Raw genomic sequence first — 22,864 nt, 5'->3', positions numbered from 1 at the left:
TAAAGCCAACGGCTTCATCCATTCGGACGAAAAAGGGAGGCAGATTGCTCTGCCTCCCCTCAAGCTCCAGCCGTTGCAGCCCGATTAACGGGCCGTCTTCAGGCGGTAGGCGACCACATAGTCGCCACGCTGGGCGCTCTGGCGAGCACCGCCCGCGGCGATGACGACATACTGGTTGCCGTCGCGGCCCATGTAGGTCATCGGGGTTGCCTGGGCGCCGATCGGCATACGGCCCTTCCACACTTCGTCACCGGTCGCGGTGTCGATGGCGCGCAGGTAGAAATCCTGCGTACCGGCATAGAAGGTCAGGCCACCGGCGGTGGTCAGCGGGCCGCCGAGGGTCGGCATGCCGATCTGCATCGGCAGCGGCATTTTCAGGCCATTCGGCAGGACGCTGTCCTCGACAGAACCGATCGGGCGCTGCCAGACAAGTTCGCCGGTTTCCAGATCGACCGCCGAGAGCGTGCCCCATGGCGGCATGTGGCACGGAACGCCGAGCGGCGAGTAGAAGCCGCCGCGCAGCGCCGCAAACGGCGTGCCTTCCTGCGGATGAACGCCGGCATCATGGCTCATGTTTGCCGACATTTCCGGCGTCGCATCTTCGCGCAGGATGAGTTCTGCGATCTGCGGCATGCGGATGTCGTTGATGATGCCGAGGCCGCGGCTTTCGTCGATCGCCATGGAGCCCCAGTTCATGCCGCCGTAGAAGCCCGGATAGATGAGCGTGCGCTGGCCGTTGACCATCGGCGTGTAGCGACCTTCATAGCGAAGCTTCTTGAAGGCAATGCGGCATGCCAGCTGGTCGAACGGGGTTGCACCCCACATATCGGCTTCCGTCAGGACGGCACCGCCCAGATGCGGCATGTCCACCGAGAACGGCTGCGTCGGGGAAATCGCGTCACCTTCCTGATGGCTCTGTTCGACCGGACGCTCCTCGACCTTCTTGACCGGTTCGCCGGTGCGGCGGTCGAGAACGTAGATATCGCCCTGCTTGGTGGTCTGCACGACGACCGGCGTACCGTCGGCCATGTCATAGAGGGCCGGCTGCGAGGCGGTGTCGTAGTCCCAGACGTCCAGATGAACGAACTGGAAGTGCCAGCGTTCGCGGCCCGTGGCGATATCGAGTGCGACGAGCGACGCGCCGTACTTGTTGCCGGCCTCGTTGCGGTGACCGGCCCAGAAGTCCGGCGTCGCATTGCCCATCGGCAGGTAGATGAGGCCGAGTTCCGGGTCGAATGCCGGCGTCGACCACATGTTCGGCGTACCGCGCGTATAGCTCTCGCCTTCCGGCGGCAGCGTCGTGATCGCCGGATTGCCGAGATCCCAGGCCCAGACCAGATCGCCGTTTTCGGCGCTGTAGGCGCGGATGACGCCCGACGGCTCGTTGGTATCGCGACCGTCGCGCACCCAGCCACCGATGATGACGAGGCCGTTGGTCACGGTCGGCATCGAGGTCGGGAAGTAGTAGGTGGCCTTCACGTCGCCGAGGCCGTCCTTGAGGTTGGCCGCGCCATTGGCGCCGAACTGGCCGCAGGTCTCGCCCGTATTGGCGTCGAGCGCCAGCATCTGGGCGTCGATCGTCGTCAGGATGATGCGCGCATGGCACATCTCGCCTTCCGGCACGACGGTGCTTTCATAATAGCCGACGCCGCGGCAACGGTTCCAGAACGTGTTGCTCTCGACCTTCGGGTCGAAGCGCCACTTTTCCTCACCCGTCGTCGCATCGAGCGAAATGACCTTGTTGAGCGGCGTGCAGACATAGACGCTGTCGCCGATCTGGGTCGGGGTGTTCTGGAATTCGGATCCCTTGACCGGCTCTTCGCCGGTGCGGAAGGTCCAGGCAACCTCGATGTTGGAGACGTTTTCCGCGGTGATCTGATTGTAAGGTGCAAAGCGGGTGCCGGCAGGGCTGTAGCCGTAATACTGCCAGTTCGACGCCTGTTCGGAGGGCTGCGCGCCCGCCTTCACGGCCACCGGATTTTCCGGGCGCAGAACGCCCTGCGGCTGGAAGGCACCCCAGGCGCCATAGGCCACGACCGCGACCAGAACGGCCGCGATGGCAAAGCCCGGCACCCTGGCACGCGCGCCGCCGAGAACCGGCAGAAGCAGCGCGGCGACGATACCGATGACGACGAACGGTGCCAGACGCGGCACGAGGCCCCAGAAGGCGAAGCCGACTTCATAGACGCCCCAGGCCGCCGTTGCCGCGCCGATGGCGAGGAACAGCGCAAGACCTGCAGCGCGCCCGCGCAGCAAAAGCCACGCCGAGACGAGAAGGGCTGCACCGGCGATCAGGTAATACCAGGAACCGCCAAGCGTAATCAGATAACCGCCCCCGGCCACGAAGGCCGCTCCAAAGAGCGCGAGGACGACGGCGAGTGCAATCACAAGCCATCTGCATGACTTGTGGGAAGTGAGCTCCGCCAAGGAAATTCTCCCGTAATGATGAAAATACCGCCACCCGGACGGGCAGCGAAGAGGTGCGCCAATTTGCACACTTGACAGCCATGCAACATGATCGCGCCACGGAATTGCCGCCAGTCTGCCACAATGTCAATTGAAAACCCACGCCTTTTTAGGGTTCAAGGCAAATAACATGATTTTTCTAGTCATGTTATTTGCCGAATGCAATCGTCATGCTCCCGCTTCTGGACATGCGACCGATCGCCACAGAACAGGCAAAAATCCAAGAAACGAAGGTGAAATCGAATTCGCCCGTGAAGCGCCCAACGCAAAATCGGCCGCCGACAATCAAGCCGCGGCCGATGGATTTCACAAATGCGTGATGATGACTGAACTCAGCCGTTCTTCCGCGACGCCTTTAGCGCCAGCGCCCGCTCGCGAATCACCTTGGCGCGCTCAGGCTTGAGCTCCTGGCGGGCGCGGCCGAGGGCAAGCGCGTCGTCCGGCACGTTTTCGGTAATGACGCTGCCGGAAGCGACATAGGCGCCGACGCCGATCGAGACGGGCGCGACGAGCGACGAGTTGGAGCCGACGAAGGCATTGGCGCCTATCACCGTCTGGTACTTGTTAACCCCGTCATAATTGCAGGTGATCGTACCGGCGCCGATATTGGCATGCGCACCGATGACCGCGTCGCCGATATAGGTCAGATGGTTGACCTTGGCGCCCTCGCCCAGCTTGCCGTTCTTCACCTCACAGAAATTGCCGACCTTTGAGCCTTCGGCGAGATCCGCGCCGGGCCGCAACCGCGCGAACGGACCGACCATCGCGCCGGCGCTGACATGCGCACCCTCGATGTAGGAAAAGGCGTGGATGATCGCGCCGCCGTCGATCGTCACGCCGGGGCCGAACACGACATTCGGCTCGATCAGCGCATCCTGGCCGATTTGGGTATCATGGGAGAGGAAGACGGTTTCCGGGGCGATCATCGTCACGCCCGAGACCATCAGTTCATTGCGGCGGCGGTCCTGCCAGAGCTTTTCGATGACGGCAAGCTCGGCGCGGTTGTTGCAGCCGGTCAGCTCCGTTTCGGGTGCATCGACGGCGACGACCTTGCCACCCTCGGCCCGGGCGATCTCGACAAGGTCGGTGAGATAGTATTCGCCCTTGGCATTGGCGTTGCCGATCCTGTCCAGCAGCGCCAGCGCCTTATCGCCGTTGATCGCCATCAGACCGCTATTGCACCAGGTGACCTTGCGCTCGTCGTCGGTGGCATCCTTCTCCTCGCGGATGGCGACGAGTTCGCCGTTTTCGACGAGCAGACGGCCGTAGCCGGTGGGATTTTCGGTGTGGAAGCCGATGACGACGACATCCGCACCCTCGGCAAGCTTTTCACGGGCAGCAGTGAAGGGAGCGGCGGTGATCAGCGGCACGTCGCCATAAGCGACCAGAACGTCGTCGAACCCTTGGGCGATCGCCTCGCGGGCGGCGAGAACCGCGTGGCCGGTGCCGAGGCGTTCGGTCTGGAGAAAACTCTTGACCGAAATGCCGTCGATCGAGCCGGCCTTGGCGACCTTTTCCGCGTCACGACCGACGACGAGCGCCGCGTCCGTCATGCCGGCCGATGCCACCGCCGCCATCACATGCGCGATCATCGGACGGTTTGCGACCGGATGCAGCACCTTCGACATCGACGATTTCATCCGCGTGCTGTCGCCAGCGGCGAGGATGACGGCAAGACAGGAACGGGTCATGGCGGGAATCTCCTTGGGCATTCGCCGGATGCTTTAGCAGCAAGATCGTTGCAGCGCGATAAACGGCTTGTGTCTGAGGGAAACAAACCGCTGAAAAGAAAAAGGGCGCCCGAAGACGCCCTTTCCGATGAGATCGAAAGAAAGATCAGTTCGGCAGCTTGTCGTCCACGCCTTCGACGTAGAAGTTCATGCCGAGCAATACGCCGTCTTCCGGCTTTTCGCCGGCGGCGAGCCATGCGGTGCCGTCCTGGCGGTTGATCGGACCGGTGAACGGGTGCAGTTCGCCGGACTTGATCTTGGCTTCGGTCTCTTCCGCCATCGCCTTCACGTCGTCAGGCATGTTGGTGTAGGGCGCCATGGTGAGGATGCCGTCCTTGAGACCGTCCCAGATCTGCTCCGACTTCCACGAACCGTCGAGCATCGCCTGGGTGCGCTTGACGTAGTAGGGCGCCCAGCTGTCGATGATGGCGGTCAGCTGCGTCTTCGGGCCGGCGGCGATCATGTCCGAGGCCTGACCGAAGGCCATGATGCCGCGCTCGGCTGCAACCTGCATCGGCGCGGTCGTGTCGGTGTGCTGGGTGAGGATATCGACGCCCTGGTCGATCAGCGCCTTGGCGGCGTCGGCTTCCTTGCCCGGATCGAACCAGGTGTTGGCCCAGACGACCTTCAGCTTGAAATCCGGGTTGATCGACTTCGCACCGAGTTCGAAGGCGTTGATGCCCATGACCACTTCCGGGATCGGGAAGGAGGCGATGTAGCCGGCAAGGCCCTTCTTCGACATCTTCGCGGCGATCTGGCCCTGAATGTAACGGCCTTCGTAGAAGCGCGAATTATAGGTGGCGAGGTTTTCAGACGCCTTGAAGCCGGTGGCGTGTTCGAACTTGATGTCCGGGAACTTCGCCGCAACCTTTACGGTTGCATCCATGAAGCCGAAGGACGTCGTGTAGATCATGGCGCAGCCGGAGCGTGCCATGCGCTCGATCGCGCGTTCGGCATCCGGGCCTTCCGGAACGCTTTCCAGGAACGGCGTCTCGATCTTGTCGTCGAGTGCCTTCTGCAGCGCCTGACGGCCGATGTCATGCGCCTGGGTCCAGCCGCCATCGGTCTTGGAACCGACGTAGATGAAGCAGACCTTCTTTTTTTCCTGCGCCTGCGCACCGCCCGCAAAACCGCCCAGCACTGCGGCCGTGGCGGTGAGAGCAATAATGAGTTTCTTCATGTTCCAACCTCTGATGGAGTATGACATTGACGTTAACGCGGTCACCGATCGGGGACAAATGGTTTCCCGAGCGATGCCGGCGTGTTGATGAGTGTCGTGCGGCGATTATGCGAAATGATGATCAGCACGACAATAGTGGCCGCGTAGGGAAGCGCGGAGAGTAGCTGCGACGGAATGCCCAGCCCGAAGGCCTGCGCATGAAGCTGGCCGATGGAGACGGCACCGAACAGGTAACCGCCGGCCAGCACCCGCCACGGACGCCACGAAGCGAAGACGACGAGCGCCAGCGCGATCCAGCCGCGCCCCGCCGCCATGTTCTCCACCCATTGCGGCGTGTAGACGAGCGACAGCTGCGCGCCGGCCAGCCCCGCACAGGCGCCGCCGAACAGGACTGCGAGATAGCGGGTCCGTACGACATTGATGCCGAGCGCATGCGCCGAGCCGTGGCTGTCGCCGATGGCCCGCAGTTTCAGGCCGGTGCGGCTTTTGAACAGGAACCAGCTGATGCCGATGACGAGCGCCACCGACAGGTAGAAGATCAGGTCCTGGGAAAACAGCACGCGGCCGAAAAAGGGAATGTCCGACAAAAGCGGAATGACGATCGGCTGCAGGCGCACGCCCGGCATGCCGACAAAGGCTTCGCCGAGCTGGCCGGACAGGCCGAGGCCCAGAATGGTCAGCGCCAGACCGGTCGCCACCTGATTGGCGACAAGCGTCAGCGTCAGGAAGCCGAACAGCAGCGAAAACAGCCCGCCGCCGACGATGCCGCCGAGAATGCCGAGATAGGGCGAACCGGTGAGCTGTGCGGTAGCAAAGGCGCAGACCGCGCCCATGATCATCATGCCCTCGACGCCGAGGTTGAGGACGCCCGAACGCTCGGTCACCAGTTCGCCCAGGGCTGCGATGACCAGCGGTGTCGACGCGGTAATGACGGTGAGGAGGATTGCCTCGAACATCAGGTCTTCGCCTCCCTGCTCGTTGATGGATTGGAGACCAAGCGGATCCGGTAGTGGATCAGCGTGTCGCAGGAGAGCACGAAGAACAGGATCAGGCCCTGGAACACGCGGCTGACCTTGTCCGAGATGCCGATGGACAGCTGCGCCGCCTCGCCGCCCAGATAAGTGAGCGCCAGCACGAATCCCGAAGCGACGATGCCGAGCGGATTGAGGCGTCCGAGAAAGGCAACGATGATCGCGGTAAAGCCGTAACCGGGAGAGATGACCGGCTGCACGTGGCCGATCGAGCCGGAAACTTCCGAAATGCCGGCAAGCCCGGCGAGCGCGCCGGACAAGAGCATCGAGAACCACACCATGTTACGCGCCGAAAAGCCGGCAAACCGCCCTGCCCGCTCCGACTGGCCGAGAACCGAGACCTGAAAGCCCTTGAGCATGAAGCGCATCATGAACCAGAGCGCGACGGCTGCGACGATGGCGAAGACGAGGCCGAGATGGGCGCGACCGGAATCGAGGATTTCCGGCAGCACCGCTTCCGGCTGGAAACTTTTCGTCTGCGGAAAATTATAGCCCTGCGGATCGCGCCACGGACCGCGCACCAGCCAGTCGAGGAAAAGCTGGGCGATATAGACGAGCATCAGGCTCGTCAGGATCTCGTTGGTGTTGAACCGCGTCTTCAGGAGCGCTGGAATGCCGGCGTAGAGCGCACCACCGAGCATGCCCATGATCAGCATCAGAGGCAGGATCATCGGCGAATGCCATTCGGGGTTCAGAACCGGCAGGATCGAGCCGGTGATCGCGCCGATGGTGAACTGTCCTTCTGCGCCGATATTCCAGTTGTTGGAGCGGTAACAGATCGACAACCCGACCGCGATGAGGATCAGCGGTGCGGCTTTCACCGCCAGTTCGTGCAGCGACCAGACGTCGAGAAGCGGTTCGACGAAAAACGAATAGAGCGCGCCGGTCGGGCTCTTGCCGAGCATCCAGAACATGATGCCGCCGACAAGCAGCGTCAAAGCCAGAGCCAGAAGCGGCGAAACGATGGAAAACAGCGTCGAGGCGCCGGCGCGCTTTTGCAGTTCAATGCGCATGGGCAGTCTCCGGCACCGGATGGCTTTCATGAACGCCGCCCATCAGCAAGCCGATCTGTTCGAGCGACAATTCGCCGGCCGGATAGGGGGCCGACAGCTTGCCGTCCGAAATCACGGCAATGGTCGTGGCGATCTCGAAAATCTCGTCGAGATCCTGGCTGATGACGATAACGGCGGACCCGGCCCTGGCAAGATCGATCAGGGCCTGACGGATGCGGCTGGCGGCCCCGGCATCGACGCCCCAGGTCGGCTGGTTGACGATGAGCACGGCCGGCTGGCGGTCGAGTTCGCGACCGACGATGAATTTCTGCAGGTTGCCGCCCGACAGCGAGCCGGCAGCCGGGTCGTCGCCGCTCTTGCGCACATCCATGACCGAACAGATGCGGCGGGCGGCCGACAGAATGGCGTCGCGCTTGACGACGGAGAGCGGCCCACCGGCGAGAAACGCCTTCCTGTCCGAACGGCTGCGGGCAAGCAGCAGGTTGTCGGACAGCGACAATGCGGGAACGGCGGCATGGCCGTGGCGCTCTTCCGGCACGAAACCGGCGCCGAGCAGACGGCGGCCATTGATGCGAACCTTGCCGACCGGCTTGCCGCGCAGCCGGATCGCCTCGTTGTCAAAGATCGGATATTCGCCCGACAGCGCATCGAACAGTTCCGACTGGCCGTTGCCGGCGACACCGGCGATCGCCAGCACTTCGCCTGCGCGCACCTTCAGCGAAATATCCTTGAGCGACATGGAAAACGGCGTGCGGGCCGCCACCGAGACGCCGTTCATTTCGACCAGCGCTTCGCCCAGCGCCGCAGTGCCGTCGCGCTTGACCTCGGCGACTTCGGTACCGACCATCATGCGGGCGAGCGAAGCCGGCGTTTCCTGCTTCGGATCGCACGCGCCGGTGACCTTGCCGTGGCGCAGCACGGTGGCGCGGTCGCAGATGCGGCGCACCTCATCGAGCCGGTGGCTGATATAGAGGACGGAGCGCCCTTCGGCCTTCAGCCGCATGAGCGTCTCGAACAGACGCTCCGCTTCCTGCGGCGTCAGAACCGAGGTCGGCTCGTCGAGAATGATGAGTTTCGGATTCTGCAGAAGCGCGCGGATGATCTCGATGCGCTGCCGTTCGCCGACGGAAAGGTCGGCGACATGCGCGGAAGGATCGAGCGGCAGGCCGTAGGCCTTCGAGACGGTCGCCGTCTCCTCCGCGATTCTGGCAAGCGGCGTCTTCGGATCGAGCGACAGGGCGATGTTCTCGGCGACCGTCAGCGCTTCGAACAGCGAGAAATGCTGGAACACCATGCCGACGCCGAGACGGCGGGCTTCGCCGGGAGACGGGATCGTCACGGGACGACCTTCCCAGGAAATCGTGCCGGCGCTCGGCTCAAGCACGCCGAACAGCATTTTTACCAGTGTCGACTTGCCGGCACCGTTTTCACCGAGCAGCGCGTGGATTTCGCCATGGCCGATGTCGAGGTCGATCGCATTGCAGGCAGCAAAGCTGCCGAAGAGCTTGGTCAGCCCTTTGACGGACAAAAGCGGGCCGGCCTCAACGCCTTTCGAAAACGTCACGGAACCCCCTCTTGTGTGCAATGCCGTCCGTAAGCTGCACTGCAGTCTGCAATTGAAAACGAATGGAATGACCCACATCCGCAGGTCGAATGTCAGCCACTTGATATTGATACCGTTTTTACGGGCTTCTACAATATGAAAGCGCGTTATCCACGCTGCAGCGCATTATTTCCCCAGATTGGGGAAAAGCTGCAGCACGCCGCCGATGCAATAGAGATAGATGCCGCTGATCACCACGCCCCACACGACCCAGTCCGGCGAGTTGAAATGCATCAGCAGCGAGTATCCCCCAAGCGCGCACCAGATGGCGCCGACCGCCAGATTGAGCGGTCGCAGACGCTTGACGCGCACCGGATGCAGGAAATTGATCGGCAGGAATGTCAGGAAGACGGAAACCGTCACGACGATCATCGCCGTCGTCGCCGTTGCGTCGATGACGAACAGCGTGAAGACGACCATGTTCCACACGACAGGGAAGCCGGAGAAGAAATATTCGTCCGTCTTCATGCCCATGTCGGCATAATAGATGGCGCTCGACACGACGATCATTCCGGCGGCGACGAAGGACCACGGCTCGCCGATCATGCCGCTCTGGTAGAGAGCAAAGGCCGGCAGGAGCACATAGGTCACATAGTCGATGATATTGTCGAGCGTGTCGCCGGACCAGTTGGGCAGGACTTCCTTGACATGCACCTTGCGGGCGATCGGCCCGTCGATGCCGTCGACGAGGAGCGCCAGGCCCAGCCACCAGAACATGTCGACGAAACGGTGCTCGGCGGCGGCGACGACACCGAGAAAAGCCAGAAACGAGCCGGAAGCCGTCAGAAGGTGAACCGAGAAAGCGCGGATTTCCGCATACGGGACTTTACGGTAGTTGAAGATTCGTCTGAACACGCCTCGGTCCCGCTTTTCCAATCAAACCTCCGATATGCTGCCAATCCCTGCGCATTGCAACCGGCTGCAGGCCGGGTGGCCGGTTTTGCACCGGTTACGTAGCCGTCCAAGGTTGCATGCGTTTGACTTACCCCATGGATCAAACTCCAAAGACGCACTAGATAGGCGTCAGGCAAAGAATGGAAAGCGGATATGCAGCATTACGAGATCGCGGTCATCGGTGGCGGACTGGCTGGAAGCGTGGCGGCGCTGGCTCTCGCGCGGGCCGGCCGCAAGGTCTGCCTGATATCGGCGCCGGCGGCTCACGACGACGGCCGCACCACAGCGCTGATGGATCAGTCGGTGCGCTATCTCGAACGTCTCGGCGTCTGGGACAAGATAGTGCCCTCGTCTGCCGGTCTTTCGGTGATGCAGATCATCGATGGCACGACGCGCCTGCTGCGCGCCCCGCCGGCCCAGTTCCGCGCCATGGATATCGGCTTGCCCGCCTTCGGCTACAACATTCCGAACAAGGCGCTGGCCGAAGTCTTCGACGCCGCCATTGCCGCAGAACCCAATCTCACCCGTATCGAGAAGAATGCACAAAGCGTTGCGGTCCAGACGGACAAGGTGACGATTGCAATCGCTGACGGCGAGATTGTCGAGGCGGATTTCGCCATCGGTGCTGATGGCCGCAAATCGATCACGCGCGAAGCAGCAGGCATCGACGTGAAAAAGTGGGCCTATCCGCAATCGGCCCTGGTGCTGAATTTCGCCCACGCCTTGCCGCACGGAAATGTCTCGACGGAATTTCACACCGAGACTGGCCCCTTCACCCAGGTGCCATTGCCCGGCCAGCGCTCCAGTCTCGTCTGGGTCGTGCGCCCGGAAGAGGCGACGCGCCTGACCGCCCTGCCGCTGGACGAACTGTCGGCGATCGTAGAGGCGCGCATGCAGTCGATCCTCGGCAAGGTGACGGTCGAGGGTAAAGTGCAGGCATGGCCGCTTTCGAGCATGATGGCAGAGCGCTTCGGTTCCGGCCGCGTGGCGCTGATCGGCGAGGCGGCGCATGCCTTCCCGCCGATCGGGGCACAGGGCCTGAACCTGTCGCTGCGTGACAGCATGGCGCTTGCCGAACTTCTGGCCGCCACCCGCGACAAGCCCGTGCCCGCGGATGCCGGTGACCGTTTCAACCGCCGCCGCCGGCCGGACATCATCAGCCGTACCTTCAGCGTCGACCTTCTGAACCGCTCGCTGTTGACCGATTTCCTGCCAGTTCAGATGCTGCGCGCCGCCGGCATGCATGTGCTCAACGCCGTCTCGCCCTTGCGCAACGTGCTGATGCATGAAGGCGTCGAACCCGGTCGTGGACTGAAGAACCTGGTCAAGGGCCTAGCGAAACAGGTCCGCCGGTAACACGCCGCTCGAAATCACGTAGAGCCAGACCGGCAGTGTCACGATCGAGGCGAGCGTGATGATGAGGATGCTGGCCGAGGCTCGCTCCTGCCATGCCTGATACTGTTGGCTGATGACGAAGACATTGGTCGCTGTCGGCAAGGCCGCAAGCAGCATGGCCGTATGCACCCAGACAGGCTCGAAGTCACCGACGAGCGACAGAACGAGATAGATGACAAGCGGCAGCAGGATCAGCTTGAAGACGGCGAGATAGGGAAGTTCGCCGGGAATGCGCCGCACGGGCCGCAGCGCCAGCGTCACGCCCATGGCGAACAGGGCGCAAGGGGCGGCCGCCTGCGCCAGATAGTCGACGAGCTTAATCGCCGGCCCCGGCAATTGCAGACCGGACGCGGCGGATGCGAAGCCCAGCGCGGTCGACAAGATGAACGGGTGAAGCGCAACTTTCGATACGATCGATCCGATGACCTGCCCCATCGGCCGCCTGTCGTCTCCTGCCGCCGCCATCATGGCCGGCGCGACGATGAAATGGGCGGCATTCTCCAGACAGACGATCAACGCCACCGGCACGGCCGCCGCCTCGCCGAAGGCAAGCAGTGCCAGCCCCGGCCCCATATAGCCGATATTGCCATAGGCGCCGGTAAAGCCCTGGATCGTGCATTCCTCGAACGCGCTGCGCCGGACGAAATAGCCGATAGCAAAGGACAGGATAAAGATCAGATAGACGGCGGCGATCTGACCGAAAATGAAGTCGAACCGCGTCAGCTGCTCGATCGGCGTGCGTGAGACGAGCTTGAAAAACAGCGCCGGCAGCGCGGCATAGATGATGAATGTGTTGAGCCAGCCGAGCGCTTCCATTGGCTGCCCCGTCGCCCTCGCCGCCACATAGCCGATCAGGATCAGCCCGAAGAACGGCAGGAGAAGAGCAACGACATCGGCCATGGGCAGTCACGATCTGAAGGTTTGAGGCCGCAGACCGGTTATCCGATCTGCATCAGGATTGGAAAAGTTTCCTGAAACCAGATTGCCGCAGCCGTGACAAAGCCGAAGATGAAGGCGAAGCCGGTGACGATCAGGAACACGCCCATCGCCTTTTCGACCAGTCCGAGATGGCGACGGAAACGGGTCATAAAACGCATGAACACGCCTGAAAAGGCCGCCGCGATCCAGAACGGTACGGCAAGGCCGAGCGAATAGATGCCGAGCAGCATGGCGCCCTCGCCCACCGTATCGCGCGATGCGGCAACTCCGAGGATGGCGCCCAGCACCGGCCCGATGCACGGCGTCCAGCCGAAGGCGAAGGCAAGCCCCATGACATAGGCGCCCGACAGCGTCGCCGGCTGGCCGGACGACTGGAAGCGCGCCTCGCGCGACAGGAAGCCGATTCGAAGGACACCGAGGAAATTCAGGCCCATGACGATGATGATCAATCCGCCGATCTTCGAAAGGAGGTCGAGATGCTGGCGAAGCAGCACGCCGACGGTTGATGCCCCGGCCCCCAGCATGACGAAAACGGTGGCGAAGCCGAGCGTGAAGAACACCGCCGAACGCAACACAGCCGATCGTGCAGGCGACACCCGTTCGCCCGCCTCGCCGCGGAACTGGTCGACCGAGATACCCGCCATGTAACAGAGATAGGGCGGCACCAGCGGCAGTACGCAGGGCGACAGAAACGACAGTGTCCCCGCGAGCAAGGCGGTGAATATCGAGATCTCGGCAATGGACACGCGGGACGAACTCCGAACTTGAATGCTGCCAGAGGCGCTACCTTCGATAGGCGCCTGATGCCAATCACCTTTTAAGGAAGGTTATGAAAACCTGCTGGCTTTGCTTTTTTTGGTCTTTTTGCGGGTTGACCGCAAGAGGTGTCCTGCATATGTATCGCGCACTTTCGAAAGGCGCTTCGACGCCCGAGGTGAGAGAGCGTAGCTCAGCCGGTAGAGCAACTGACTTTTAATCAGTAGGTCCAGGGTTCGAACCCCTGCGCTCTCACCATTCGAACAGTGTTTCGTGCAGATGACGCGATAACTTTTTCACACTTTGCGAAACAATTCTTCAAGCCACTTCCGCTGCGCAATGCGCAGATCATGGGAACCGGCGACAGGTCTTAATGGTTATTGCCGGCTCAAGGAGTAACCCATGCGAATCATCTTCGTTGTTCTTATTGCATCGATCCTCAGCATCCTCGGCTTCAAGTATATGGATAGCTCCATCGGCGAGCAGAAGATCATGGCCTCGCCCTCCGAGCTTTCGGCCAACAGCTAGAGGCCGCGCACAAAAGCCTGCGGAACGATTGGTCCCGAGCGCCGTTCTTCTTTCTTGCAGACAGGGAGATAAGACATGCAGCAGAACAGTCTGATCATTGCCCTTTTCGCCGCTCTTGCCGGTGCCGCGACCTTTTACTTCGTCGCAGCCCCGATGCAGCAGGTAGAGACAGCCAAGACCGACCGCCTGAGCGGCGATCAGACCGAGACCGCGTTCCTGCCGGAGCGATTCGGTGTGCCCAGCAGTCAGCAGTAAATTATCACTCGATCCGAAGGCCCGGCACGGCTGCGTGACCGGGCCTTTTCGTGTCCGCCATCAAGCGCCGCGACGATCTGCGCACGCGACATCCTCGGAACAACCAAGAGCTTACTGTTATTTAATTATTCCCGTCGGGCGTTTCGTGGCATTGAGCGGGAAACACCTGTCCGGGCGCCAGAAGAGGCTGACCGATCACGACGGGCCAGACACAAGACGAGGTAATCAGAGTGAACGCGCCAACCGATCCTTCGACTTCCGGCAGACCGGACGCCCCGGATCTTGCCACCATCCTGTCCTCTTCCGGGGGCAAGAAAAAGCGCGGCCGCGGCAAGTGGTTGGCGGCAGCGGCGATCCTCGTCATCGGCGGCGGCGCGGCATTCTATGCCTTCGGCGCAGGCGATGGCCAGCAGCTCGCCTATACGACCCAGCCGGTCAAGACCGGCAACCTGCAGGTCATCGTCACCGCCACCGGATCGGTGCAACCGACCGATCAGGTGGATATTTCCAGCGAATTGTCCGGCACCGTGCGTCAGGTCAACGTCACCTATAACAGCACTGTCAAGGCCGGCGACGTGTTGCTGGAACTCGATACCAACCGCCAGGAAGCCGACGTCCAGTCCGCCCGCGCCCAGCTTTCCTCGGCCAAGGCCAACGTCCTGAAGGCGCAGGCTGAAGCGGCATCGGCGAAGAACTCGCTCGACCGCCTGACCGGCCTGGTCAGCAACCGCATTTCCACCCAACAGGAACTGGATGCGGCGCGATACAGCTATGATTCGGCTGTCGCCACGATCGAGATAAACCAGGCGGCCGTTCAATCGGCGGAAGCCTCGCTTCGCCTCGCCGAGGTCAACCTGTCGAAGCTGCGGATCGTCTCGCCGATCGATGGCGTGGTACTGACCCGCGATGTCGATCCGGGTGCGACCGTCGCCTCGTCGCTCAACGCCCCCGTCCTCTTCACCATTGCCGGCGACCTGAAGCAGATGGAATTGCAGGTCGCCGTCGACGAGGCCGATGTCGGACAGGTGCGCGAAGGTCAGGAGGCGAAATTCTCCGTCGACGCCTATCCCGAGCGCAGCTTCCCGGCAAAGATCGAGGCCGTGCGATTCGCCTCCGAAACCGTCTCCAACGTCGTCACCTACAAGGCGATCCTGACAGTCGACAATGAAGACCTTCTCCTGCGTCCGGGCATGACGGCAACATCCGACATTACCGTTCAGTCGGTGGAGGATGCGCTTCTCGTTCCCAATGCGGCACTTCGCTACTCTCCGCCGGCGACGGCTCAGACGCGCGGCAATGTGCTCACCCGCCTCTTCTCCCCGCCCCGTCCGCGCGGCGGTCGGCGTGGCGGCAACGATTCGGCGACGACGGCCGGCCGCTCGGTCTGGGTCCTGCGTGCCGGAGCGCCGGAGCGGGTCGCTGTCGAGATGGGGCCGACGGACGGCCAGTTCACCGTGTTGAAATCCGGCGAACTCAAGGATGGCGACCAGCTGATCACCGACGCGACCACCAGCGGCAGATGATGGGAGGCGACATGATGGCCACCCCACTGATCAAATTCGACAAGGTCTCCAGGCTGTACGGTCATGGCGAAGCGACGATCCGCGCGCTCGACAAGATCGACCTGACCATTTCGGCCGGTGAATTCGTCTCGATCATGGGGCCGTCCGGTTCGGGCAAATCGACTGCCATGAACATCATCGGCGGCCTCGATACACCGACATCCGGCGAATACATCTTCCAGGGCATTCCCACGAGCAGCTTCGACCGCCAGCAACTGACGCTTCTGCGCCGCCACATGCTCGGCTTCGTCTTCCAGGGCTTCAACCTTCTGGCCCGCACCTCGGCCGTCGAGAATGTCGAACTGCCGCTCGTCTATCGCGGCATGGATCATTCGGAGCGACGCAAACGGGCGCTTTCGGCGCTCGAGCAGGTAGGACTGAAGGGCCGCGAGCATCATACGACGCAGGAACTCTCCGGCGGCCAGCAGCAGCGCGTCGCGATCGCCCGCGCCATCGTCACCAACCCGGCCGTGCTCCTGGCAGACGAACCGACCGGCAATCTCGATACGAAGACCAGCATCGAGATCATGGACCTGATCACCAGGCTGAACCGCGACAACCGCATCACCGTCATCATGGTTACCCATGAAGAGGATATCGCCGCCTATGCCAGACGCCTGATGCGCTTCACCGACGGCCATCTGGTCAGCGATGAAAATCAGGCCGGGGAGATCGCCCATGTGGTTTGAGACGGCAAAACTCGCCTGGCGCGCCATCAGCCGCAACATGCTGCGCTCGTTTTTGACGGTGCTCGGCGTCGTCATCGGCGTCGCGGCCGTTATCGCCATGGTTACCGTCGGCAACGGTACGACGGCCAAGGTGCGCGACGAACTCTCGCGCCTCGGCACCAACACGCTGTTCATCCGCCCCGGCCAATGGGGTCCCGGCCGCGCCAGCACCGAGGCCAAGCGCTTCACCGATGCCGATATCGCCGCCATGCGCGAGCAGATTTCCGGCCTGCGCGCCGTCGCCCCCTTCAATCGCAGCACCGTCACGGTGATTGCCGGCGGTGCAAACCGTTCGACGAGTGCGATCGGCACCAATTCCGACTATCTGATTGCGCAGGACTGGGAACTCGCGCTCGGTCGCGAATTCACCCCGACCGAAGATCGTGGCAGCCAGGCCGCCTGCATCATCGGCGAGACCGTCAGGCGTGAACTCTACGGCTCGGCCGATCCGGTCGGCCAGACATTGCGCGTCAGCAATGTCGCCTGCCCGATCGTCGGCGTGCTGGCGGCCAAGGGGCAGTCGGGCATGGGCGACGACCAGGACGACACGGTCGTCATGCCGTTGAAACTGCACCAGCGCCGCATCGGCGGCACGACCACGATTTCGAGCGTCATCCTCTCCGCGCAGGACGGTGTGTCGACCGCCAAGGTGCAGTCGGATGTCGAGAACCTTTTGCGCGAACGCCGCCGCATCGCCATCGGCCGTGACGACGACTTTTCCGTCAACGACATGTCGCAGATCGCCGCCGCGATGACCGGCACGACCGTGCTTTTGACCGGCCTGCTCGGCGCGGTCGCGGCCGTCAGCCTGCTGGTCGGCGGTATCGGCATCATGAACATCATGCTGGTATCGGTCACCGAGCGCACCCGCGAAATCGGCATCCGGCTGGCGATCGGCGCTCTGGAAAATCAGGTCCTGACCCAGTTTCTGGTGGAAGCGGTTATGTTGTCGATCTTTGGCGGGGTCACCGGCATCGTCACCGGCCTGGCGCTTGCCTATGGCGTCGTCAGTTTCCTCGAAGTGCCGTTCGTCGTCAGCCCGACGATCATCGCGCTGGCCTTCGCCTTTTCGGCGGCGATCGGCATGATCTTCGGCTATTTCCCGGCAAGGCGGGCAGCGCAGCTGAACCCGATCGAGGCGCTGAGGCACGAATAGCGCGAGCAAGAATCGAAAAGGCGGCCGAGGCCGCCTTCAATTTCTCGTCGACGCTGTCGAATGCACTTCAGGCGCGGGCGTCCATGCCTTCCGGCTCGCCGTAGGCGGCCTGCAGTTCCATCTGGACGGCATGCATGAACAGCGCGGCCTGATGGCGGATCTCGCCTTCATCGGCGCCGCGCTCGCGAAAACCTTGCGCAAACAGCGCCATTTCCGAACGCCAGAAGCGGTTTGCCTCGTCTCCGTGAAGGGTCTGCAGCGCGTCTGCGCACCGTCTGATATCGGCCGTGCGTCTGTCGGCGGGGAACTGCACCAGTGTCATGCCATCTCCATACTCGCTGGGCGAATCGCCCGTGGATGAGGCCACAATCGCGGCTAGACCTTCACAAAGAGTGAACCCGAGGTAACCGGGTTGGTTCCAATTGAACCTTGTCGTGCCATATTGATGCACCATCTTGTGATCTTCGGTGATCGCCAAGGGGGCTGGATTGGCACCAAACGGCCACGTCAGCCCGGCACAAGCCGACGCATGCACTCATGTCCAATACGTCATGAGGACGGAAAGAGAGGGACATGAATGTCGAACGAGATTGAACAGCAGACGCCGCAGCCATCCGACCAGTCGATCGCGCTTTTCCTGCAGGAAAACGATATGGACGGCCTGACCGACATCCTGGTCGAGGCGCTTCACAACGCGCTCTCCATCATGGAAGGCGACGTGGCGACCGAGACGCTGCACTAAGGCCGTCGCAAACAGAGATCGATAAAGGACCGCCCGGACGGCGTGCTGCAAAAGCCCGTCCCGGCGGTTCGTGCCGCTGAATACACCACCTGCAACCCCACCCTTGCTGGAACGCCCCCAATGAGCCTCTCGCTGACGCCCATTCTGACCATCGGCCTTCTCATTCTTTCCAACGTCTTCATGACCTTTGCCTGGTACGGGCATCTGAAATTCGAGAACAAGCCGCTCTATCTCGTCATCCTGGCAAGCTGGTCGATCGCCTTTTTCGAATATTGCGCCCAGGTGCCGGCCAACCGCATCGGCTACGGCTACTTCAATGCTGCCCAGCTGAAGACCATTCAGGAGATCATCACCCTTTCGGTCTTCGTGATCTTCTCCGTCTTCTATCTCGGGGAATCGTTTCACTGGAAACAGGCGATCGGCTTCGGCTTCATCGCGCTCGGCGCCTTCTTCATCTTCACCAAGTAGGTCATCAGCCGCTGTTTTGAGCTTGCCACGCGCCCGCACGAAAACAGCGCCGTGACACGATCGCGTTTGCTCTCACGCTTTTCATGACGTGCACCTTCAATTCCTCTGCGGATTGCTCTAGAGACAGTGCTTCATCCGCCATCATGCGGCGGCAGACTGTCTTTAGGTATGTTGTTCGATGCTTGATTCTCTCAGAAACGCGGCCCGCTCCTGGGTTGCGAAGGCCCTGCTCCTGCTTCTCGTCGCCTCCTTTGCGATCTGGGGCGGCAGCCAGTCGCTGCTGGCCACCGGTGGCAACACCGTCCTGACGGTCGGCGACCAGGAAGTCTCCACCGAGCAATTCCGGCTCGCCTACCAGCGGCAGATCGCCAATCTGAGCCGCCAGTTCGGCACCCAGCTGACACCGCAGCAGGCGCGCGCCTTCGGCATCGATCAGGAAGTCATCGCCCAGCTTTCCGCAGGTGCCGCTCTCGATCAGCTTGCCGACGACATGAACCTTGGCCTGTCCGAGGATCGCCTCGCCAGCCTGATCGCCGAGGACCCGGCTTTCCGCGCCTCGAACGGCCAGTTCGACCGCGACCTGTTCTCCTCGCGCCTGCGCACCGCCGGCCTGCGTGAGAACGACTATATTGCCGAACGCAGCAAGGTCGCCGTGCGCAGCCAGGTCGTCGAGGCCGTCTCCGATGGCTTCAGGCCGCCGCAGGTCATGCTCGATGCCTTGAAACAGTATCGCGACGAAAGCCGCACGATCGAATACGTGCTTCTCTCGAACGCCAACATCGACCCGGTCAAGGCACCGGCCAACGATGTTCTGGCGACGTGGTTCGAGGCCAACAAGGCGCGCTACCGCGCCCCCGAATATCGCAACTTCACCTATGTGAAGCTGGAGCCCTCCGATCTCGCCGACGCAACCTCGATCACCGACGATCAGGTTCGCGCCGAATACGAGACCCGCAAGGAAGGTTACAAGACGCACGAGACCCGCACCATCGAGCGTCTGGGCTTCCCGAACAAGGAAATGGCGGATGCCGCGGCAACCCAGCTGCGCGACGGCACCACCACCTTCGACCAGATCATCACCGATCAGGGCCAGACGGCAGCCGACGTCAACCTCGGCGATTTCACCCGCGAAAACATGCCGGACCAGGCATGGGCCGAGCCGGCATTTCGCGTTTCGGCAAACGGCGGCACGACGCCGGTCATTCAGGGCACGTTCGGCCCGGTCATCCTGCGCATCAGCAACATCCGCCCGGAAAGCACCCGCTCCTTCGACGAGGTGAAGGAAGAGCTGCGCCAGCAGATGGCCGTTGCCGCCGCCTCGCGCGAAATTACCAGCGCCCACGACCGTTTCGAGGAGCTGCGCGGCGGCGGATCGACACTGCAGGAAGCTGCGGCCGACCTGCGCCTCAGGGCCGTTACGGTCACCGCCGATGCATCCGGCCAGAATGAGCAGGAACAGCCGGTGGCAGGGCTTCCGGCCTCGACCAACCTGATCTCGGAAGTCTTCCGCACCGAGCCCGGCCAGGACACGATCCCGGTCAGCATCGGCAATACCGGCTATGTCTGGTTCGAAGTCAGCAACGTCATCGCCGAACGCGAGCGCACGCTCGACGAAGCTCGCGAGAAGGCGACCGTCGACTGGACGGCCGAGCAGCAGAGCACCGCCCTGACGACGCTGGCAACCGAGCTGAAGACCCGTCTGGACGGCGGCGAGACGCTGGCGGCGATCGCCGAGGATCTCGGGATCGCCGTCGAGACGAAGACGGGCCTGCGCCGCAGTGCCGATGATCCGATCTTCGGCGCGGACGCCTCGGCCATCGCCTTCTCCGGCCCGGTCGACACGACGGGTACGGCCCTGGCGGCCGACCGCGAAAGCCGTATGCTGATGAAGGTGACCTCGGTCGAACAGTCGCCGTCCGGCGAGCCTGCCGATGACGAGCAGCTCAACCGGCTGGCGGAATCGGCCGGCGACGACATGCTCGATCAGATGGTCAATAGCCTGAAGACCCGCTACGGCGTCAGCGTCAACCAGACCGCGCTCGAGCAGTCTGCATCGACAATCCAGTAAGTGAAGCGGATCCTGCGCCATGCCTGACTTGAAACCCCTGCTGGCCAAGGTCGCCAATGGCGAGCCGCTGAACTTCGAGGAAGCGCGCGACGCCTTCGGCATCCTGATGTCGGGCGAAGCCACCCCGTCGCAGATCGGCGGCTTCCTGATGGCGCTGCGCGTGCGCGGCGAAACAGTCACCGAGATGACCGGCGCGGTATCGACCATGCGGGCGAAGATGCTGCGGGTCGATGCTCCGGCGGACGCCGTCGATATCGTCGGAACCGGCGGCGATGGAGCCGGCACCTACAATATCTCGACGCTCGCCTCGATCATCGTGGCGGGCGCCGGCGTTCCCGTGGCCAAGCACGGCAACCGGGCAGTCAGCTCGAAATCGGGGACGGCCGACGCGCTGTCGGCGCTTGGTATCAATCTGGAGATTGGTCCGTCGCTGATTGCCCGCTGCATCCGCGAGGCCGGGATCGGCTTCATGTTCGCCTCGATGCACCACGCCGCCATGCGCCATGTCGGCCCGAGCCGTGTCGAACTGGGCACCCGCACGATCTTCAATCTTCTCGGTCCGCTCTCCAACCCGGCCGGCGCCAAGCGCCAGTTGCTCGGTGTCTATTCGCCGCAATGGCTGATGCCGATTGCGCAGACGCTGAAGGAAATGGGGTCGGAGACGGTCTGGGTCGTGCACGGCCAGGGTCTCGACGAAATCACCACGACGGGCGCAAGCCAGGTCGTTGCGCTCGAAGGCGGCCAGATCCGCGAGTTCGAGCTGACGCCGGAGGATTTTGGCGTAGAGCGGGCAACGCTTGCCGACCTCAAGGGTGGCGACGGCGTCTATAATGCGGCCGCGCTGCGTGCCGTACTCGGCGGAGCGAAGAATGCCTATCGCGACATCGCGCTCTGCAATGCGGCGGCAGCCCTTGTCGTGGCCGGCAAGGCGACCGACGTAAAGAACGGCATGGCACTTGCCGCGCAATCGCTCGACAGCGGCGCAGCAAGCGCAGCCCTTGACCGGCTTGTTTCGGTCTCCAACGAGAAGGAATAAGGCGATGGCCGACATCCTGAAGAAGATAGAAGCCTACAAGCGCGTCGAGATCGAGGCCGCCAAGGCCGCCGTGCCGCTGGCTGAGATCAAGGCGCGCGCCGCCGACCAGTCCTCCCCGCGCGGCTTCCTCAATGCGCTGAAGGCGAAGAAGGCAAAGGGCGAGTTCGGCCTGATCGCCGAGATCAAGAAGGCAAGTCCGTCCAAGGGCCTGATCCGTCCGGATTTCGATCCGCCGGCACTGGCTGCCGCCTATGAGGCCGGCGGCGCTGCGTGCCTGTCCGTCCTGACCGATACCCCGAGCTTCCAGGGTGCACCGGAATTCCTCGTCGGCGCCCGCAACGCCTGCGCGCTTCCCGCGCTGCGCAAGGATTTCATGTTCGAGCCCTATCAGGTCTTCGAGGCCCGCTCCTGGGGCGCCGACTGCATCCTCATCATCATGGCATCGCTTACTGACGACGAGGCCCTGTCGCTCTACGAGACGGCAAGCGAACTCGGCATGGATGCGCTGATCGAGGTGCATGATGCGCAGGAGATGGAACGCGCGTTGAAACTGCCGGCGCCGCTGATCGGCATCAACAACCGCAACCTGCGCACCTTCGAGCTGGATCTTGCGACCAGCGAAGCGCTTGCGCCGATGGTGCCGGCCGATCGCCTGCTTGTCGGCGAAAGCGGCATCTTCACCCATGAGGACTGCCTGCGCCTCGCCAAGGTCGATATAGGCACTTTCCTTGTCGGCGAAAGCCTGATGCGCAAGGACGACGTCGCCGCTGCAACGCGCCTGCTGTTGACCGGCAAGGCCGATACGCTGGCGGCCGAATGATGCCAAGGGATATGGCAGGTTTGACGCATATCGACAGCGCCGGCGAAGCCCATATGGTGGATGTCGGTGACAAGGCGGAGACGACCCGCTCGGCCACCGCCGAAGGCTATGTCCGCATGCTGCCGGAAACGCTCTCGCTGATCCGCGAGGGCAATGCCAAGAAGGGCGATGTAATCGGCACGGCACGGCTCGCCGGCATCATGGCGGCCAAGAAGACATCCGACCTCATTCCACTCTGCCATCCGCTGATGCTGACCAAGGTTTCGGTCGAGATCACCGAGGACGAGGCCCTGCCCGGCCTGCGCGTTGCCGCGACGGCAAAGCTCACCGGCAAGACCGGCGTCGAGATGGAAGCGCTGACCGCCGTCTCCGTCACCTGCCTGACGATTTATGACATGGCGAAAGCCGCCGACAAGGGCATGGAGATCGGCGGGATCAGGCTGATGGAAAAGATCGGCGGAAAATCCGGTCATTACCGCGCGGAAACCTGAACG

22 protein-coding genes and 1 tRNA gene are annotated in these 22,864 nt (G+C 62.7%); 13 read left to right on the top strand and 10 right to left on the bottom strand.

Going from position 1 to position 22,864, the window contains the following annotated elements; genetic code table 11:
- Positions 1-84: 84 nt before the first annotated feature.
- The 7 genes from AC0JZ4_RS14305 to pcsA form a co-directional block, all read right to left on the bottom strand.
- Positions 85-2,427, bottom strand: coding sequence for a membrane-bound PQQ-dependent dehydrogenase, glucose/quinate/shikimate family (locus AC0JZ4_RS14305; RefSeq protein WP_471887027.1), 2,343 nt, complete (start codon positions 2,425-2,427; stop codon positions 85-87).
- 371 nt (positions 2,428-2,798) lie between these two features.
- Complete coding sequence (gene glmU, locus AC0JZ4_RS14300) at positions 2,799-4,157, bottom strand: bifunctional UDP-N-acetylglucosamine diphosphorylase/glucosamine-1-phosphate N-acetyltransferase GlmU (RefSeq protein ID WP_471887026.1); 1,359 nt, start codon at positions 4,155-4,157, stop codon at positions 2,799-2,801.
- A 145-nt stretch (positions 4,158-4,302) separates the two neighbouring features.
- Complete coding sequence (locus tag AC0JZ4_RS14295) at positions 4,303-5,376, bottom strand: BMP family ABC transporter substrate-binding protein (RefSeq protein ID WP_471887025.1); 1,074 nt, start codon at positions 5,374-5,376, stop codon at positions 4,303-4,305.
- Positions 5,377-5,417: 41 nt separating this feature from the next.
- The gene (locus AC0JZ4_RS14290) at positions 5,418-6,332 is read right to left on the bottom strand and encodes an ABC transporter permease (protein ID WP_471887024.1); all 915 of its coding nucleotides are present in this window, start codon (positions 6,330-6,332) and stop codon (positions 5,418-5,420) included.
- A complete protein-coding gene (locus AC0JZ4_RS14285; RefSeq protein WP_471887023.1) occupies positions 6,332-7,420 on the bottom strand; it encodes an ABC transporter permease in 1,089 nt (362 codons plus the stop codon). Before AC0JZ4_RS14285 ends, AC0JZ4_RS14290 begins: the two co-directional genes overlap by 1 nt.
- Complete coding sequence (locus AC0JZ4_RS14280; RefSeq protein WP_471887022.1) at positions 7,410-8,984, bottom strand: ABC transporter ATP-binding protein; 1,575 nt, start codon at positions 8,982-8,984, stop codon at positions 7,410-7,412. The genes AC0JZ4_RS14285 and AC0JZ4_RS14280 overlap by 11 nt, the downstream gene beginning before the upstream one ends.
- Before the next feature lie 165 nt (positions 8,985-9,149).
- Positions 9,150-9,878 (bottom strand): phosphatidylcholine synthase, encoded by a 729-nt coding sequence (gene pcsA / locus AC0JZ4_RS14275; RefSeq protein WP_471887021.1) that lies wholly within the window; start codon positions 9,876-9,878, stop codon positions 9,150-9,152.
- Between the two features lie 192 nt (positions 9,879-10,070).
- Between pcsA and AC0JZ4_RS14270 the strand changes: the two genes are divergently transcribed.
- A complete protein-coding gene (locus AC0JZ4_RS14270) occupies positions 10,071-11,273 on the top strand; it encodes a UbiH/UbiF family hydroxylase (protein ID WP_471887020.1) in 1,203 nt (400 codons plus the stop codon).
- Here the strand turns inward: AC0JZ4_RS14270 and AC0JZ4_RS14265 are convergent.
- Together AC0JZ4_RS14265 and AC0JZ4_RS14260 are read right to left on the bottom strand one after the other, a co-directional pair.
- Entirely contained in the window at positions 11,250-12,212 is a 963-nt protein-coding gene (locus AC0JZ4_RS14265) for an AEC family transporter (protein ID WP_471887019.1), read from the bottom strand. The genes AC0JZ4_RS14270 and AC0JZ4_RS14265 overlap by 24 nt on opposite strands.
- A 38-nt stretch (positions 12,213-12,250) precedes the next feature.
- On the bottom strand, positions 12,251-12,997 hold the full coding sequence (locus AC0JZ4_RS14260; protein ID WP_471887018.1) for a cytochrome c biogenesis CcdA family protein: 747 nt from the start codon (positions 12,995-12,997) through the stop codon (positions 12,251-12,253).
- Between the two features lie 192 nt (positions 12,998-13,189).
- Here AC0JZ4_RS14260 and AC0JZ4_RS14255 point away from each other — a divergent pair.
- The 6 genes from AC0JZ4_RS14255 (at position 13,190) to AC0JZ4_RS14230 (ending at position 17,236) form a co-directional block, all read left to right on the top strand.
- Positions 13,190-13,265, top strand: a tRNA-Lys gene (locus AC0JZ4_RS14255).
- 144 nt (positions 13,266-13,409) lie between these two features.
- On the top strand, positions 13,410-13,535 hold the full coding sequence (locus tag AC0JZ4_RS14250) for a hypothetical protein (RefSeq protein ID WP_471887017.1): 126 nt from the start codon (positions 13,410-13,412) through the stop codon (positions 13,533-13,535).
- 75 nt (positions 13,536-13,610) lie between these two features.
- The gene (locus tag AC0JZ4_RS14245; protein ID WP_471887016.1) at positions 13,611-13,790 is read left to right on the top strand and encodes a hypothetical protein; all 180 of its coding nucleotides are present in this window, start codon (positions 13,611-13,613) and stop codon (positions 13,788-13,790) included.
- Between the two features lie 230 nt (positions 13,791-14,020).
- Positions 14,021-15,313, top strand: a complete 1,293-nt coding sequence (locus AC0JZ4_RS14240; protein WP_471887015.1) for an efflux RND transporter periplasmic adaptor subunit — start codon at positions 14,021-14,023, stop codon at positions 15,311-15,313.
- A gap of 11 nt (positions 15,314-15,324) precedes the next feature.
- A complete protein-coding gene (locus AC0JZ4_RS14235) occupies positions 15,325-16,041 on the top strand; it encodes an ABC transporter ATP-binding protein (protein WP_471887014.1) in 717 nt (238 codons plus the stop codon).
- On the top strand, positions 16,031-17,236 hold the full coding sequence (locus AC0JZ4_RS14230) for an ABC transporter permease (protein ID WP_471887013.1): 1,206 nt from the start codon (positions 16,031-16,033) through the stop codon (positions 17,234-17,236). Before AC0JZ4_RS14235 ends, AC0JZ4_RS14230 begins: the two co-directional genes overlap by 11 nt.
- Positions 17,237-17,303: 67 nt before the next feature.
- Here the strand turns inward: AC0JZ4_RS14230 and AC0JZ4_RS14225 are convergent, their stop codons facing one another.
- Entirely contained in the window at positions 17,304-17,558 is a 255-nt protein-coding gene (locus AC0JZ4_RS14225) for a DUF6074 family protein (protein WP_471887012.1), read from the bottom strand.
- 255 nt (positions 17,559-17,813) lie between these two features.
- Between AC0JZ4_RS14225 and AC0JZ4_RS14220 the strand changes: the two genes are divergently transcribed.
- The 6 genes from AC0JZ4_RS14220 (at position 17,814) to moaC (ending at position 22,861) form a co-directional block, all read left to right on the top strand.
- Positions 17,814-17,978, top strand: a complete 165-nt coding sequence (locus AC0JZ4_RS14220) for a hypothetical protein (protein ID WP_471887011.1) — start codon at positions 17,814-17,816, stop codon at positions 17,976-17,978.
- Positions 17,979-18,098: 120 nt separating this feature from the next.
- On the top strand, positions 18,099-18,446 hold the full coding sequence (locus AC0JZ4_RS14215; protein ID WP_471887010.1) for a DMT family protein: 348 nt from the start codon (positions 18,099-18,101) through the stop codon (positions 18,444-18,446).
- Positions 18,447-18,624: 178 nt separating this feature from the next.
- Positions 18,625-20,514, top strand: a complete 1,890-nt coding sequence (locus AC0JZ4_RS14210) for a peptidylprolyl isomerase (protein WP_471887009.1) — start codon at positions 18,625-18,627, stop codon at positions 20,512-20,514.
- Between the two features lie 19 nt (positions 20,515-20,533).
- Positions 20,534-21,550 (top strand): anthranilate phosphoribosyltransferase, encoded by a 1,017-nt coding sequence (gene trpD, locus AC0JZ4_RS14205; protein ID WP_471887008.1) that lies wholly within the window; start codon positions 20,534-20,536, stop codon positions 21,548-21,550.
- Between the two features lie 4 nt (positions 21,551-21,554).
- Complete coding sequence (gene trpC, locus AC0JZ4_RS14200) at positions 21,555-22,370, top strand: indole-3-glycerol phosphate synthase TrpC (protein WP_471887007.1); 816 nt, start codon at positions 21,555-21,557, stop codon at positions 22,368-22,370.
- On the top strand, positions 22,370-22,861 hold the full coding sequence (gene moaC / locus AC0JZ4_RS14195) for a cyclic pyranopterin monophosphate synthase MoaC (protein WP_471887892.1): 492 nt from the start codon (positions 22,370-22,372) through the stop codon (positions 22,859-22,861). The genes trpC and moaC overlap by 1 nt, the downstream gene beginning before the upstream one ends.
- Positions 22,862-22,864: the final 3 nt, after the last annotated feature.

The organism is [Rhizobium] kunmingense (genome assembly GCF_977018605.1).
The sequence above is the reverse complement of the archived record's forward strand: the minus strand, read 5'-3'. Positions and strand labels throughout refer to the sequence as shown.

Excerpts from the sequence above, each read along its gene's own strand:
- glmU (WP_471887026.1), bottom strand. The coding sequence starts at position 4,157 with ATGACCCGTTCCTGTCTTGCCGTCATCCTCGCCGCTGGCGACAGCACG.
- AC0JZ4_RS14295 (WP_471887025.1), bottom strand. The coding sequence starts at position 5,376 with ATGAAGAAACTCATTATTGCTCTCACCGCCACGGCCGCAGTGCTGGGC.
- AC0JZ4_RS14290 (WP_471887024.1), bottom strand. The coding sequence starts at position 6,332 with ATGTTCGAGGCAATCCTCCTCACCGTCATTACCGCGTCGACACCGCTG.
- AC0JZ4_RS14285 (WP_471887023.1), bottom strand. The coding sequence starts at position 7,420 with ATGCGCATTGAACTGCAAAAGCGCGCCGGCGCCTCGACGCTGTTTTCC.
- AC0JZ4_RS14270 (WP_471887020.1), top strand. The coding sequence starts at position 10,071 with ATGCAGCATTACGAGATCGCGGTCATCGGTGGCGGACTGGCTGGAAGC.
- AC0JZ4_RS14265 (WP_471887019.1), bottom strand. The coding sequence starts at position 12,212 with ATGGCCGATGTCGTTGCTCTTCTCCTGCCGTTCTTCGGGCTGATCCTG.
- AC0JZ4_RS14250 (WP_471887017.1), top strand. The coding sequence starts at position 13,410 with ATGCGAATCATCTTCGTTGTTCTTATTGCATCGATCCTCAGCATCCTC.
- AC0JZ4_RS14245 (WP_471887016.1), top strand. The coding sequence starts at position 13,611 with ATGCAGCAGAACAGTCTGATCATTGCCCTTTTCGCCGCTCTTGCCGGT.
- AC0JZ4_RS14235 (WP_471887014.1), top strand. The coding sequence starts at position 15,325 with ATGATGGCCACCCCACTGATCAAATTCGACAAGGTCTCCAGGCTGTAC.
- AC0JZ4_RS14230 (WP_471887013.1), top strand. The coding sequence starts at position 16,031 with ATGTGGTTTGAGACGGCAAAACTCGCCTGGCGCGCCATCAGCCGCAAC.
- AC0JZ4_RS14225 (WP_471887012.1), bottom strand. The coding sequence starts at position 17,558 with ATGACACTGGTGCAGTTCCCCGCCGACAGACGCACGGCCGATATCAGA.
- AC0JZ4_RS14220 (WP_471887011.1), top strand. The coding sequence starts at position 17,814 with ATGTCGAACGAGATTGAACAGCAGACGCCGCAGCCATCCGACCAGTCG.
- AC0JZ4_RS14215 (WP_471887010.1), top strand. The coding sequence starts at position 18,099 with ATGAGCCTCTCGCTGACGCCCATTCTGACCATCGGCCTTCTCATTCTT.
- AC0JZ4_RS14210 (WP_471887009.1), top strand. The coding sequence starts at position 18,625 with ATGCTTGATTCTCTCAGAAACGCGGCCCGCTCCTGGGTTGCGAAGGCC.
- trpD (WP_471887008.1), top strand. The coding sequence starts at position 20,534 with ATGCCTGACTTGAAACCCCTGCTGGCCAAGGTCGCCAATGGCGAGCCG.
- trpC (WP_471887007.1), top strand. The coding sequence starts at position 21,555 with ATGGCCGACATCCTGAAGAAGATAGAAGCCTACAAGCGCGTCGAGATC.
- moaC (WP_471887892.1), top strand. The coding sequence starts at position 22,370 with ATGCCAAGGGATATGGCAGGTTTGACGCATATCGACAGCGCCGGCGAA.